Below are 12795 nucleotides of genomic sequence, written 5' to 3' on the forward strand. Positions count from 1 at the left end.
GACGGTTAACCCGGCGGTGCGAACAGCGCGAGCCGCCGCGAAGAGAACGAATTCGCGTTCAGGTGACCGCACGCCGCCGGGACGAGGGCCATGCGACGAGGGGCCTCCGGACCGCCGTCTCCGGGAAACGGCGTCTTCTGAATGAGCTGCCGATCCGGCGGCGTCAGAGACGCCGGTCAAGCATCGGCAACCGTTCGCCGCGGTCGGCACCGGTCGCGTCTCCGGCGGGGACAGCGCTCCGCTGCCGTCCGTTTCACTCCCCGGACAGCGGCCGCCCGGCGCCGGCCGCTGTCCGGGCGGCGGACATGTGGGAGGTCACCCTTGCGTCCATGAATCGGTGCCGTGTCCGCCGGGCTCCCGTGGATGCGGCATGCTCCGAGGCGGCGCCGGCGCAACGGCCGTGTCCTGGCCGGTCGGCGCGAAGCAGGCTTGTGTATCCCGCCCTTATCAATTAACTTGACTCGTTGGAATCGCGACCGATATTGCTCGCGACTAATAGAGAGCGAATGCGCCTGTGCCGACGGATGTGCGGTCACAGAATCGATGGCGCATTCTACCGACGAGTAAGGTCGGTGGGTCAGACCGACCGCTGCGGCCATCATGGGAGTTTCGGTATGACGTTATTCCAGCACGGCGGCCTGCGCCCCAAGGGCGTGCGCCGGCTCTCGGCGGTGATCACCGCCGGAGTCATGGCGGTCGCGGCGATTCTGGTCGCGCCGCGACCAGCGGTGGCGGACACACCGTGGCTGAGTGTTTCGGACGACGGCTACGTGGCGATCAGCATCCCGGCGGCCTACATCGAGGCCAACGCGGGCCCGGTGTCGCAGCTGGCGGTCGAGGGGAACTTCGGCCCCTCCTCCGCCTGGGCGGAGTACGGTCTGACCCGCCGGGGCGACGTCTGGTGGGGGGCCCTCGGCCCGCTCAAGCCGGGGCTGTACTCCTACCAGGTCACGGGGGACGACACCAGGAGCCTCAAGGATCCGACGAACGCCACCAGTGTGGCGTCCAAGCCGCTGTGGAGCACCTTCCTCGTTCCGGGTGACTCGGCGCGTCTGCTGGCGGACGCGCCGCAGGGACAGGGCGGCAAGGTCGAGACGCTGACCTACCAGGTCAAGAAGAAGGAGCGCTCGGCGCTGGTGTGGACGCCGCCCGGCTACCAGGCCAAGGGGCCGAAGGGTTACCCGGTGCTGTTCCTGCGGTCCGGCCACGGGCAGAGCGCCACCGACTGGCTCGACCTCGGCCGGGCCAGGCAGATCCTCGACAACCTGTCGGCCCAGGGCTCCATGGAGCCGATGGTGGTCGTAATCGGCGACGGGGCGGCCGACGACAAGGAGCTGAAGGACCTCCGCAAGGCGGTCGGGGACGCCTACCGCGTCCTCCGCGACCCGGCGCACCAGGCGATCGCCGGTGTGTCCGAGGGCGGGACGCAGGCGCTGCGTGCCGCGCTGACCAAGCCGAACGACTTCGCCTACGCCGGCTCGTTCTCGGGTCTGCTGACGGACGGCGCCGACCGGCCGGACGCCAAGGCGATCAACCGCGACCTCAAGCTGCTGCGCCTGTACACCGGGAACGTGACCGATCCCGCGTACAACGCCACCGTCCACCTCACGAGGGCGTTGAGCCGCGCGGGCATCAGGTACGAGTTCGACGGGGTCAACCCCGACGCCGGGGCGAACTGGAAGGCCTGGCAGGAGAACCTGATCGACTTCGTGCCCCGGCTGTTCCGCACGGTGCGGGATCACGGTCCGAGCGCCGGTCACGGGCCGCTGAAGGGCGAGTTCACCCCGCCGGCGCCCGGCACCACCCCGACGCCTTTCGTGCAGGACGGCTTCGTCACCTTCGAGACCTCGACGGACTTCAAGGACGCCAAGCACGTCACGGTGTGGGCGAACGACGCTCCCGGCGGGAGCTGGCTGCGCGTTCCGATGTCCCGCGCCGGCGACCGGTGGCGGGTGACCATCGGTCCGCTGGACCCGTGGTTCTACTACTACCAGTGGATCGTGGACCGGGTCGCGGTCAAGGACGCGTCGAACCCGACGAAGGTGACCTCCGAGCCGAACTGGAGCTCCTTCTTCATCCCGGGCGAGAGGTCACGCCTGCTCTCGGATGTTCCGGCCGGCCGGGGCGGGAAGATCGAGAGCCTGACGTACGCGAGCACGGTGGCGAACCAGGACCGGACCGCGCTGGTGTGGACCCCGCCCGGCTACGACGCCAAGCGCGCGGAGCCGTATCCCGTCCTCTACCTCCAGCACGGCAGCGGTCAGAGCTACACGGACTGGGTCGAGATGGGCCGTGCCAAGCAGATCCTCGACCACCAGTTCCTCGACGGGAAGCTGGTGCCGATGGTGGTCGTGATGGGCAACGGCAACGTGCCCGACTTCAACAAGGAGCTGCTGGAGAACATCGTCCCGGCGGCCCGCGCCCGCTACAACATCTCCGGCGACCCGTCGCGCCAGGCCCTGGCCGGTCTCTCGATGGGCGGGGTGCAGACGCTCGGGGTGCTCAAGGCGTACCCGGGCCGGTTCGCCTACGTCGCGGCGTTCTCGGCCTGGTTCGGCGACGGCGCCGGCGTCGACGTGGCGGCGATCAACAACGGGACGAAGATGCTGCGCCTGTACGTCGGTGACCAGACCGACTTCGTGCAGCCGTTCTTCATGGGGTCACTGACCACGCTCAACGATCTCGGCATCCGCTACGAGTTCGACGGGGTCACCCCGGGGCCGCACGGCTGGGACGTGTGGCAGAAGAACCTCATCGACCTGGCGCCGCGCCTGTTCACGCGCTGACCCCGTCCTCGCGGCGACCCTCCCGTACGTGCACGGGAGGGTCGTGGCGGTCTGTCGCGGAGGTCACGATCGGCGGCGCGCCGCCGTCGTCATGTCCGTGGTCAGCGAGGCATCAGGTGCGCGCGGTGCGCGCGGTTGGCGTCGATGAGCAGGTCGAGGGCGTCGCGGGCCTGGGCGAGCTCGTCGATGTGCCGGCTGATCCGGTCGCGCTCCTGGACCAGCCGCTCGAACGCCTCGTCGGAGTTCCGCTCGCTCGGCGAGTCGACACACGGCAGCACCTCGGCGATCGTCCGGCTCGACAGCCCCGCGCCGTACAGGCGCTGGATGAACCGCACCCGCTCGACCTCGTCCTCGGTGTAGTGGCGCTGGCCGCTGGGGCTGCGCGTGCTGGTGAGCAGGCCCTGCTCCTCGTAGTAGCGCAGGGAACGGACGCTCACTCCCGCCTGCGACGCCAACTCGCCGATCCGCATCGCGCCTCCTGTCGGAAAACCTCGGCTCGAACGCTTGCATCTGACGTCAATGTCAGGTCTTAGCGTAGTCGTGTGTCCAGCCGGCGGACACGACCATCCGCAGGTTCCCGAAAGGCGTTCAGGAATGACGACCCTCTTCGACCGCTACCGGCTCGGCGCGCTGACCCTGCCCAACCGTGTGGTGATGGCCCCGATGACCCGCGTCCGCGCGGCCGCGGGCGGCCTGGCCACACCGTCGATGGCGGCCTACTACGCCCAGCGCGCCACCGCCGGGCTCATCGTGACGGAAGGAGTGCAGCCGAGCCTCGTGGGGCAGTCCAACCCGGGCACTCCGGGGCTGTACACCGACGAGCAGGTCGCGTCGTGGCGGCCGGTCACCGACGCGGTCCACGCCAACGGCGGCCGCGTCTTCGCCCAGATCATGCACGGGGGCCGCGTCTCCCACCCCGACACCACGGGGATGCGGCCAGTGGGCCCTTCTGCCGTCCCCGCTCCCGGCGAGGTGTTCACCCCGTCAGGGCCCAAGCCGGCGCCCGTGCCGAGGGCGCTGGAGACCGCCGAGGTGCCCGAGCAGGCCCTGTCCTACGCGCAGGCCGCGCTCAGGGCCGTCGACGCCGGCTTCGACGGCGTGGAACTGCACGGCGCGAACGGGTATCTCATCGCCCAGTTCCTGTCGGGCACCGCCAACCTGCGCACCGACGCGTACGGCGGGCCGATCGCCAACCGGATCCGTTTCGCCGTGGAGGCGGTGTCGGCTACCGCCGAGGCGGTGGGCGGAGACCGGACGGGCATCCGGCTCTCGCCCGGCGCGGGCTTCTGGGGCGCGGAGGACAGCGACGTCCCCGAGCTGTACGGCGCGCTGCTGGCCGAGCTGGCACCCCTGGACCTGGCGTACGTCCACATCGAGGCCACCACCGACGAGGACGTGCTCGTCGAACTGCGCAAGGCCTGGCCCGGCACGCTCGTCGTCAACCCGGTCTTCCCGATGGGCCCCCGGCGGGCGGACAAGGCCGCGGCCGATCACTGGCTGGGGCTCGGCGCCGACCTGATCAGCTTCGGCCGCGCCTTCATCGCCAACCCCGACCTCGTGGAGCGGCTGCGCCAGGGACTCCCCATCGCGCCGGACGACGAGTCCACCTGGTACCAGGGCGGCGACGCGGGCTACCTCACCTACCCCGCCTACCGGCACGCGGCCTGACCGCGTGGGGCAGCATGGGCCGTTGGGTTTCGGTGGCCAGAAGCGTGAACAACTCCGCGAGCGGCGAGAATCTCGCGCCAGGGTTTTCCCTCGGTCCGGGGGCCGCCGGCGAGGACCTGTTCGGCCCGGTTGTGCATCTGCCGACGGCCTTCGGGATCGCGTACCGAGTCACAGGCGGAAATCCACCACCGGTGCACGAACGTATTCAGTGCACTCAGGTCCAGGCTGACCCTGACCTCGTCGAGCACCGCCTTCAGTCCAGCGTCGAACACCTCGCGGTCCTGGGGGATGACCAACGCGGCGCGTATGGCACGCAGGTTCTTCTCCGGCAACGGCGTTTCACCCGGTACGAAGTCGTGCGGCTGCGCTGTCATGGCCTGCTCCCTTCCTGCTCATAGAGCGTGCAGAGAAGGGACGACATCTTCCGGCCCGGCAGAGCGGGAATGCCGCCACCACCTCGGTGACGCCGAGCCGCCGAGCCGCCGCGCCGATACGGCGCGGCGGCTCGGGTCGGGGCCCCTGTGGTGCGGGGCCCCGGTGTTCCGCGCGGCCCTGTGGTGAAGGGCCTGGTGGGTCCGCGATTTCGTGGTTCGCGGGTCCGTGGCGGAAGGCTCAGGCGGGCCACCCGTGTGCCGGCCGGGCGGCCCCGTGCGTCAGGCCGGCACGGAGGCCACACCGGGCTCCAGGAAGCGGGAGCCGGTGACCTCCTCCGAGATGCCCGTGCGGTCGAGGTACGGCGTGATGCCGCCGGTGTGGAACGGCCAGCCCGCGCCGAGGATCATGCACAGGTCGATGTCCTGCGGCGCGGAGACCACGCCCTCGTCGAGCATGAGCCTGATCTCCTGGGCGAGGGCCCGCAGCGCGCGCAGCCGCACCTCGTCGGCGGTCGAGGGGGACGAGCCGCCCTCGAACAGCGCCCGCACCTCCGGGTCGATCTGGAAGTCCGCGCCGTACAGGCCGGGCTTGCCCGCGGCGACCAGCTTGGCGAGGTTCTCCGAGACGCCGAAGCGGTCCGGGAACGCCGCGTGCATGGTCTCGGCCACGTGCAGCGCGACGGCCGGGCCGACGAGCTGCAGCAGCGCGAACGGCGTCATCGGCAGGCCGAGCGAGTCGAGCGCGTGGTCGGCGACCTCCAGCGGGGTGCCCTCGTCGGCGGCGGCCGTGACCTCGCCCATGAAGCGCGTCAGCAGCCGGTTGACGACGAACGCGGGCGCGTCCTTGACCAGCACGGACGACTTCTTCAGCGTCTTGCCGACCGCGAACGCCGTGGCCAGCGTGGCGTCGTCGGTGGCCGCGCCCCGGACGATCTCCAGGAGCGGCAGCACCGCGACCGGGTTGAAGAAGTGGAAGCCCACGACCCGCTCCGGATGCCGCAGGCCGGAGGCCATGTCCGTGATGGACAGCGAGGAGGTGTTGGTGGCGAGCACGCAGGTGCCGGAGACGACCTCCTCGACCTCGGCGAACACCTTCTGCTTCACGGCGAGGTCCTCGAAGACGGCCTCGATCACGAAGTCGGCGTCGGCGAAGGCGTCCTTGGTCAGCGACCCGCTCACCAGGCCCTTCAGCCGGTTGGCCTGGTCGGCGGAGATCCGGCCCTTGCCGAGCAGCTTGTCGACCTCGACGTGGACGTAGCCGACGCCCTTGTCCAGCCGGGCCTGGTCGAGGTCGGTCAGCACGACCGGGACCTCCAGGCGGCGGGCGAACAGCAGCGCGAGCTGCGAGGCCATGAGCCCGGCGCCCACCACGCCGACCTTGGTGACCGGGCGGGCGAGCGATCTGTCCGGCGCGCCGGCCGGCCGCTTGGCCCTGCGCTGCACCAGGTCGAAGGCGTACAGTCCGGCCCGCAGCTCGTCGCTCATGAGCAGGTCGGCCAGCGCCTCGTCCTCGGCGGCGAAGCCCTCGTCGCGGGACGCCGTACGGGCCAGGGCCACGAGGTCGAGCGCCCGGTACGGAGCGGGGGAGGCCCCCCGCAGCCTGAGGTCGACGAGGGTACGGGCCTGGTCGACCACCGGCGCCCAGTCCTCGGCGGTGTGGTCGGCCCGCTCGACGGTCACCTCGCCGCGCAGCACCTGGGCGGCCCACCGCAGCGACTCTTCGACGAAGTCGGCGGGCTCGAACATCGCGTCGGCGATCCCGAGGGCGAACGCGTCGCGGCCCTTGATCATGCGGTTCTGCGACAGCGGGTTCTCGATGATGACCTTGAGCGCCTTCTCCGGGCCGATCAGGCGGGGGAGGAGCTGGGTGCCGCCCCATCCCGGCACCAGGCCGAGGAAGCACTCCGGCGTCGCGATGGCCGGGACGCCCGACGACACGGTGCGGTAGGTGCAGTGGAGGGCGATCTCCAGACCGCCGCCCATCGCCGCGCCGTTGACGAACGCGAACGACGGCACGTCCAGCTCGCCCAGGCGGCGGAAGACGTGGTGCCCGAGCTGCCCGATGGCGAGCGCCTCCTCGCGGGAGGAGACCGCCGCCGCGCCCTTGAGGTCGGCCCCGACGGCGAAGATGAACGGCTTGCCGACGAGGCCGACGGCCGCCAGATCGGACCGCGCGGCGATGGCGTCGAGCGCCTCGTTGAGCGCGAGCAGGCCGTGCGGGCCGAAGGTGTTGGGCTTGGTGTGGTCGAGGCCGTTGTCGAGCGTGATCAGCGCCATCGTGCCCGCGCCGTACGGCAGCTCGACGTCGCGCACGAGGGCCTTGGTGACGACCTCGTCGGCGTTCTTGCCCTCCAGGAGGGCCTTGCAGGTGTCGAGGGTGCTCATGACAGGTTCTCCCAGATGACGGTGCCGCCCATGCCCATGCCGACGCACATCGTGGTGATCCCGTACCGGACGTCGGGACGCTCGGCGAACTCGCGCGAAAGCTGCGTCATCAGCCGCACGCCCGACGAGGCGAGCGGGTGGCCGAACGCGATCGCGCCGCCGTACGGGTTGACGCGCGGGTCGTCGTCGGCGATGCCGAAGTGCTCGAGGAACGCCAGCACCTGCACGGCGAACGCCTCGTTGATCTCGAACAGGCCGATGTCGCCGATGGACAGCCCGGCCAGGCGCAGCGCGCGCTCGGTGGAGGGGATCGGCCCGACGCCCATCACCTCGGGGTCCACACCGGCGAAGGCGTAGGACACCAGCCGCATGCGCGGGGTCAGGCCCAGCTCCCGCGCCACGTCCTCGGCGGCCACGATGCAGCCGGTCGCGCCGTCGTTGATGCCGGAGGCGTTGCCCGCGGTCACCCGCCCGTGCGCCCGGAACGGCGTCTTGAGGGAGCGCAGCCCCTCCAGCGTCGTGCCGGGGCGCGGCGCCTCGTCCGCCGTGGCCAGCCCCCAGCCCTCGGCGGCCTTGCGGGCGGCCACCGGCACCAGGTCGCGCTGGATCCTGCCGTCGGCGTACGCCTTGGCGACCTTCTCCTGGGAGGCGACGGCGAACGCGTCGGCCCGCTCCTTGGTGATGGACGGGTAGCGGTCGTGCAGGTTCTCCGCGGTCATGCCCATGATCAGTGCCGAGCCGTCGACGAGCTGCTCGGACAGGAACCGGGGGTTGGGGTCGACGCCCTCGCCCATGGGGTGACGGCCCATGTGCTCCACGCCGCCGGCGATGGCCACGTCGTACGCGCCGAAGGAGATGCCGCCCGCCACCGTGGTCACGGCGGTCATCGCGCCGGCGCACATGCGGTCGATGGCGTAGCCGGGGACCGACTTCGGCAGGCCGGCGAGCACCGCCGCGGACCGGCCGATCGTCAGGCCCTGGTCGCCGATCTGGGTGGTGGCCGCGATGGCCACCTCGTCCACCCGCTCCGGGGGGAGGCCGGGGTTGCGCCGCATCAGCTCGCGGATGACGCGGACTACCAGGTCGTCGGCACGCGTCTCGGCGTACAGGCCCTTCGGGCCCGACTTGCCGAAAGGCGTCCGAACGCCGTCGACGAAGACGACTTCACGGGACGCAGGCACGGGTTCGCTCCTACTGGTCGGTAGCTTCCGGAGGCCTATGCTACTGGTCGGTAACCGGTCTCGGGGATCGGTGGGGCCATCGGGGCCGGTGAAAGATCGTTAACCGGCAGGAAACCGGTCGGAATCAGTACATGCCGCCGGTGACGATCTCATTCGGGATGCAACTTCACAAACCTCAAGAACCACTCACGAGAGTGTCTTTCTTGGGGCATTGCACTCGAAAAAGGAACCGATGCGCTCTCCTGTGCGCGCCTTGACCAAGGCGCTCGCCGCGGCCGTCACGGCCGCGACCCTGTCCACCCCCCTCCTCACGGGACCCGCGCACGCCGCGCCGCCGGCACCGGCCGGCCCGAGTGGCGGGGACGGCACCTGGACCGTCGAACCCGTCAGCGGCGGCCACCGGGTCACGCTCCACCTGAACAACCCGCTGCCGGTCCGCGACGCGGTCCCCGAACTCGCGGCGGACGGCCGTTCGCTCGGCCCGGCCGAGGAGTCGCCCGACGGCATGACGCTGACGGTCGTCACCCCCGACCCCGCCGTCGCAACGGCGTCGTCGGTCGACGTCGCCTGGAACGGCGAGGTGCCCGAGACCACCGTGGCGGGCATCGGCAAGGCCGCCCCGCAGCCCCCCAAGTCGCACGGCAAGAAGGCCCCGACGCCCGTCGATCCGGCCGCGCCCGGTCCTTACGCCGTGCGGCACGACGAGTACGACCTCGGCGACACCGCCATCGCCCTGGCGGGACTCGGCGGCCGTCAGGCCGAGATCCGGGCGAAGGTCTACCTGCCGGAAGGTGCCCGCGGCAGGCGCCCGCTGGTCGTCTTCCTGCACGGCCGCCACTCGGCCTGCTACAACCCCACGGCCTGGACGACGTCCAACACCCAGTGGCCGTGCCCGGCCGGGCAGCGGCCCATCGCCAGTTACCAGGGCTACGACGGCCCCGCCGACGTGCTGGCCAGTCACGGGTACGTCGTCGTGTCGGTCAGCGCCAACGGGGTCAACGCCGCGGACAACCCCTACAGCGAGGACCGGGGCGCGCTGGCCCGGGGCGAGGTCGTCATGCGGCACCTCGACCTGCTCGCCGACGCCGGCAAGGGCGTGGGCGACGCGAAGCTGGTGAGCCTTTTCAGGGGCCGCCTCGACATGGCCGACGTCGGCCTGATGGGCCACTCGCGCGGGGGCGAGGGTGTCGTCAAGGCCGCGCTGATGAACGCCGGCCGGGCCACGCCGTACGGGATCAGGGCGGTGCTCCCGCTCGCGCCGACGGACTTCGCGCGGGCGACCCTGCCCGGCACGCCGATGGCCGTCATCCTGCCGTACTGCGACGGGGACGTCTCCAACCAGCAGGGCCAGCACTTCTACGACGACTCCCGGTACGCCGACGCCGGCGACCCGGCCTTCCGCTCCTCGCTGATGGTCATGGGCGCCGACCACAACTTCTTCAACACCGAATGGACCCCGGGCGTGGCGCACGCGCCCGCGTCCGACGACTGGTCGAAGCGCGACGACCCGGTCTGCGGCGGCGCCGCGCCGTCACGGCTGACCGCCGCCTAGCAGTACGCGGTCGGCACGGCGTACATCGCCGGGTTCTTCCGCCTGGTCCAGGGCGGCGAGCAGGGCCTGCTGCCGCTGTTCGACGGCAGCGGCGGGACCGCCGCCTCCGCGGGGCGGGCCGTCGTGCACGCCGTCGCCCAGGCGCCCGCGGGCAAGCGCCTCGACGTGGCCCCCTTCACGTCGCCGTCGACGTCCGCCCGGATCTCCGGCTCGGCCGCCGCGGTCGTCTGCGCCGGGATGCTCGACCGCTCGCCGCAGAGCGGCCTGCCGTCCTGCGCCTCCACGCTGACCACCTCGCAGGCGCCATCCTGGACGCCCGCGACGTACGCGAACAACGTCGCCTCGACACCGGTGCTGCGGTTCTCCTGGAGCGACCCCACGGGCACGGTGACGGTGCCGCTGGACACGCCGGACCAGAACGTCTCCCGCTACGACGCGCTCACCTTCCGCGCGGCGAGGGACGAGACGTCGACCGGCGACGTGGACCTCGCGGTCGAGATCGTCGACAAGCGGGGCGCGTCCCACACGGTCAAGGTGTCCGAGGCCGGCGACGCGCTCACGGCGTTCCCCGGCACCGCCTCGCCGCTGCCCAAGATCTGGCTGCGCACGGTCCGCGTCCCGTTGAGCTCGCTCACCGGCGTCAAGCCGCAGCAGATCAGCGAGATCCGGATCTCGGGCGCGAGCCGGAAGGGCACGGTCTACCTCTCCGATCTGGCCACATCGTGGGTGTGGCCCGCACCGACAGGCTGCCGCAGGTGTCGGTGGAAGGCGCCACCGTGGACGAGGGCGACGGGCCGGGCACGGCAGTCGATCGCGACCGGGGCCGCCCCGGTGATCACCTCGGCGGCGCAGGAGGTCGTCATCGCGGCCGGGGCCCTGGAGGCGTCCTTCCGGGTGCCGGTCGACGGCGACACCGCGGTGGCGTCCGCGCCGCAGTCCTACCAGGTGGTCGCCTCGGCGCCGGTCAACGCGACGATCGGCGACGGCTTCGCCCGGCTCGTCGTCACCGACGACGACGCGACCTGATCACGCGGGGCTCCTCGGGCCGCGCGGCCGGGACGCCCCTGCGGGGAGAGGAGGCTCCCGGACGTACGCCGGCCACTGCCGGTCGCGTACCTCCGGGAGCTTCCGGCCGTACCGGGACGACGCGGGCAGGTTCAGCCGGCGTCCGGGACGGGCGTGCAGGGCTTCACGGGCGAGCCGGTCCTGGCCAGCCAGGCGCCGAGCCGCCAGGGCCGCCGCGCGTCCTGGTTGTCGCGGAACTCCAGGACGAGCGTCTCGCCCGGCCGGATGAACTCCGGACGGATCCTGATCTCACGGACGTCGACCACCTGGGCCGCCTCGAACGAGCGCCACCGTTCCACGCCGTTCCGCAGTTGCGCCTCCGTGTGGCCCCGCGACCCGTACGAAGGGTCCACGCCCTCGAACCGTGAGTCGGCGCACCGCGTGTGCGGCGCCAGGAACGACACGTCGGCCGTGACGCCGGCCGTCAGCAGATCGGCCCGCAGTCCCTCGGGGTCGCGCATCTCGTTGAGAGCCACCGTGATCGTGCCGTCGGGGTTCTCGGTCACGGCGTACGCCGGGGTCCCGCCGCCGGCGACCAGCGGTGCGGTGACGGCCGCCGCCGCGACGCCGGCCGCGATCAGCAGCCGAGGGGCCGTGACGACCCGCCGCCGGGAGGCGGCGAGGGCGGGCCGCCGGGCGTGCATCCCGTCCAGCAGCCGCCGCCTGGCCCCGGCGAGGTCGTCCTGCGAGGCCGCGGGTACGGCCTGCCACATGCTGGTGAGCGCGTTCACTGCCATTCTCCTTCTGGTAGATCCCGGCGAATCTGGTTGCGGGCCCGGTTGAGCCGCGAGGCGACCGTGCCCGGGGGGATCGCGAGCGCCTCGGCGACCTCCTGGTAGCTCAGCCCGGCCCAGGCGACGAGCAGCAGCACGTCGCGGTCGGCCCGTTTGAGCCGCATCAGGGCCCGCGCCAGCGGCCGGTTGACGGCCAGGGTGTTGACTCCGTCCTCCACCTGCGCGCCCGGTATCTCCCCCGGATGGACGCCGCTGCGGAGGTACGCGCGGTAGAGGCCGGCCTCGGCGCGCCGTCGTTTCCCGATCATGTTGGAGGCGATGCCGTACAGCCACGGGCGGGCGTCGGGGCGGCCCAGGTCGTAGTCGTCCCGGCTCTGGAAGGCGGCCAGGAAGGTGTCGGCCACGACGTCCTCCGCCTCGCCGGGCCCCAGCCGCCTGGTCACATAGCGGTGGAGGAGTGGTGCGTGCCGGTCGAACAGGACGGCGAAGACCTCCGGCTCGTGCAGCGATCTCCCGATGAGGGTCGCATCATCCGCCGCGACGACTTCGCGGGTAGTTGTCATGCATCTCGGCCTTTCCTGGCGTCTGCGGTCACCTGTACTTACCGAGCCAGGCCGAAATGCTTCATTTCCAATCGCCGGTCGTACGCGCCGGTCAGGTCTCCGGGGAGAGGAACTCGAGCCGGTTGCCGACGTTGTCGTGGGCGTAGAAGCGACGATGGCCGGGGAAGTGCGGATCCCAGGCGACCTCGACTCCGGCGGTCCCCAGACGCGCGGCGAGGTCGTCCAGGCCGGTCACCAGGATGCCCGGGTGCGCCTTGCGCGCGGGGCGGAAGTCCTCCTCCACACCGAGGTGGATCTCCAGGGCGCCGGCCCGCACCCACAGGCCCCCGCGCGCGGCGAGCGCGGGGGGCTTGCCGATCTCGGTCATGCCGAGCAGGCCCACGTAGAAGCGGCGGCAGTCGTCCTCCACGCCGGGCGGGATGGCGAGCTGCACGTGGTGAAGGACGTAGCCGAAGGGGGACTCCACGTCCGGGCCGTATCCCCGCAT

11 protein-coding genes are annotated in these 12795 nt (G+C 71.7%); 4 read left to right on the top strand and 7 right to left on the bottom strand.

Annotated features, from left to right (window positions below; all coding sequences use genetic code 11):
• The first annotated feature begins 614 nt into the window (after positions 1–614).
• A complete protein-coding gene (locus HHX30_RS06020; protein WP_169980231.1) occupies positions 615–2786 on the top strand; it encodes an esterase family protein in 2172 nt (723 codons plus the stop codon).
• A gap of 101 nt (positions 2787–2887) precedes the next feature.
• Here HHX30_RS06020 and HHX30_RS06025 read toward each other — a convergent pair whose 3' ends face one another.
• Complete coding sequence (locus HHX30_RS06025; RefSeq protein ID WP_169980232.1) at positions 2888–3256, bottom strand: MerR family transcriptional regulator; 369 nt, start codon at positions 3254–3256, stop codon at positions 2888–2890.
• A 124-nt stretch (positions 3257–3380) separates the two neighbouring features.
• Here HHX30_RS06025 and HHX30_RS06030 point away from each other — a divergent pair, with 124 nt between their 5' ends.
• On the top strand, positions 3381–4454 hold the full coding sequence (locus HHX30_RS06030) for an alkene reductase (RefSeq protein WP_169980234.1): 1074 nt from the start codon (positions 3381–3383) through the stop codon (positions 4452–4454).
• On the opposite strand, the gene HHX30_RS06035 is transcribed toward HHX30_RS06030, so the two are convergent.
• The 3 genes from HHX30_RS06035 to HHX30_RS06045 all read right to left on the bottom strand — a co-directional run bounded on the left by HHX30_RS06035 (position 4436) and on the right by HHX30_RS06045 (position 8394).
• The gene (locus tag HHX30_RS06035) at positions 4436–4828 is read right to left on the bottom strand and encodes a DUF6247 family protein (RefSeq protein ID WP_249349717.1); all 393 of its coding nucleotides are present in this window, start codon (positions 4826–4828) and stop codon (positions 4436–4438) included. The genes HHX30_RS06030 and HHX30_RS06035 overlap by 19 nt on opposite strands.
• Before the next feature lie 279 nt (positions 4829–5107).
• Positions 5108–7213 (bottom strand): 3-hydroxyacyl-CoA dehydrogenase NAD-binding domain-containing protein, encoded by a 2106-nt coding sequence (locus HHX30_RS06040; RefSeq protein WP_169980236.1) that lies wholly within the window; start codon positions 7211–7213, stop codon positions 5108–5110.
• On the bottom strand, positions 7210–8394 hold the full coding sequence (locus tag HHX30_RS06045; protein WP_169980237.1) for a thiolase family protein: 1185 nt from the start codon (positions 8392–8394) through the stop codon (positions 7210–7212). Before HHX30_RS06045 ends, HHX30_RS06040 begins: the two co-directional genes overlap by 4 nt.
• A 232-nt stretch (positions 8395–8626) precedes the next feature.
• On the opposite strand from HHX30_RS06045, the gene HHX30_RS06050 reads away from it, so the two are divergent.
• Positions 8627–9946 (top strand): hypothetical protein, encoded by a 1320-nt coding sequence (locus HHX30_RS06050; protein ID WP_169980239.1) that lies wholly within the window; start codon positions 8627–8629, stop codon positions 9944–9946.
• Positions 9947–10069: 123 nt separating this feature from the next.
• Entirely contained in the window at positions 10070–10972 is a 903-nt protein-coding gene (locus tag HHX30_RS06055) for a hypothetical protein (protein WP_169980241.1), read from the top strand.
• A 131-nt stretch (positions 10973–11103) separates the two neighbouring features.
• On the opposite strand, the gene HHX30_RS06060 is transcribed toward HHX30_RS06055, so the two are convergent.
• The 3 genes from HHX30_RS06060 to HHX30_RS06070 all read right to left on the bottom strand — a co-directional run bounded on the left by HHX30_RS06060 (position 11104) and on the right by HHX30_RS06070 (position 12795).
• A complete protein-coding gene (locus HHX30_RS06060; protein WP_169980243.1) occupies positions 11104–11742 on the bottom strand; it encodes a hypothetical protein in 639 nt (212 codons plus the stop codon).
• Positions 11739–12308, bottom strand: a complete 570-nt coding sequence (locus HHX30_RS06065) for an RNA polymerase sigma factor (protein WP_169980244.1) — start codon at positions 12306–12308, stop codon at positions 11739–11741. Before HHX30_RS06065 ends, HHX30_RS06060 begins: the two co-directional genes overlap by 4 nt.
• Positions 12309–12399: 91 nt before the next feature.
• The gene (locus HHX30_RS06070; protein WP_169980246.1) at positions 12400–12795 is read right to left on the bottom strand and encodes a glyoxalase; all 396 of its coding nucleotides are present in this window, start codon (positions 12793–12795) and stop codon (positions 12400–12402) included.

This window comes from Microbispora sp. H10836 (assembly GCF_012999525.1).
Classification (GTDB): domain Bacteria; phylum Actinomycetota; class Actinomycetes; order Streptosporangiales; family Streptosporangiaceae; genus Microbispora.

Excerpts from the sequence above, each read along its gene's own strand:
- HHX30_RS06020 (WP_169980231.1), top strand. The coding sequence starts at position 615 with ATGACGTTATTCCAGCACGGCGGCCTGCGCCCCAAGGGCGTGCGCCGG.
- HHX30_RS06035 (WP_249349717.1), bottom strand. The coding sequence starts at position 4,828 with ATGACAGCGCAGCCGCACGACTTCGTACCGGGTGAAACGCCGTTGCCG.
- HHX30_RS06070 (WP_169980246.1), bottom strand. The coding sequence starts at position 12,795 with ATGCGGGGATACGGCCCGGACGTGGAGTCCCCCTTCGGCTACGTCCTT.
- HHX30_RS06030 (WP_169980234.1), top strand. The coding sequence starts at position 3,381 with ATGACGACCCTCTTCGACCGCTACCGGCTCGGCGCGCTGACCCTGCCC.
- HHX30_RS06040 (WP_169980236.1), bottom strand. The coding sequence starts at position 7,213 with ATGAGCACCCTCGACACCTGCAAGGCCCTCCTGGAGGGCAAGAACGCC.
- HHX30_RS06050 (WP_169980239.1), top strand. The coding sequence starts at position 8,627 with ATGCGCTCTCCTGTGCGCGCCTTGACCAAGGCGCTCGCCGCGGCCGTC.
- HHX30_RS06065 (WP_169980244.1), bottom strand. The coding sequence starts at position 12,308 with ATGACAACTACCCGCGAAGTCGTCGCGGCGGATGATGCGACCCTCATC.
- HHX30_RS06025 (WP_169980232.1), bottom strand. The coding sequence starts at position 3,256 with ATGCGGATCGGCGAGTTGGCGTCGCAGGCGGGAGTGAGCGTCCGTTCC.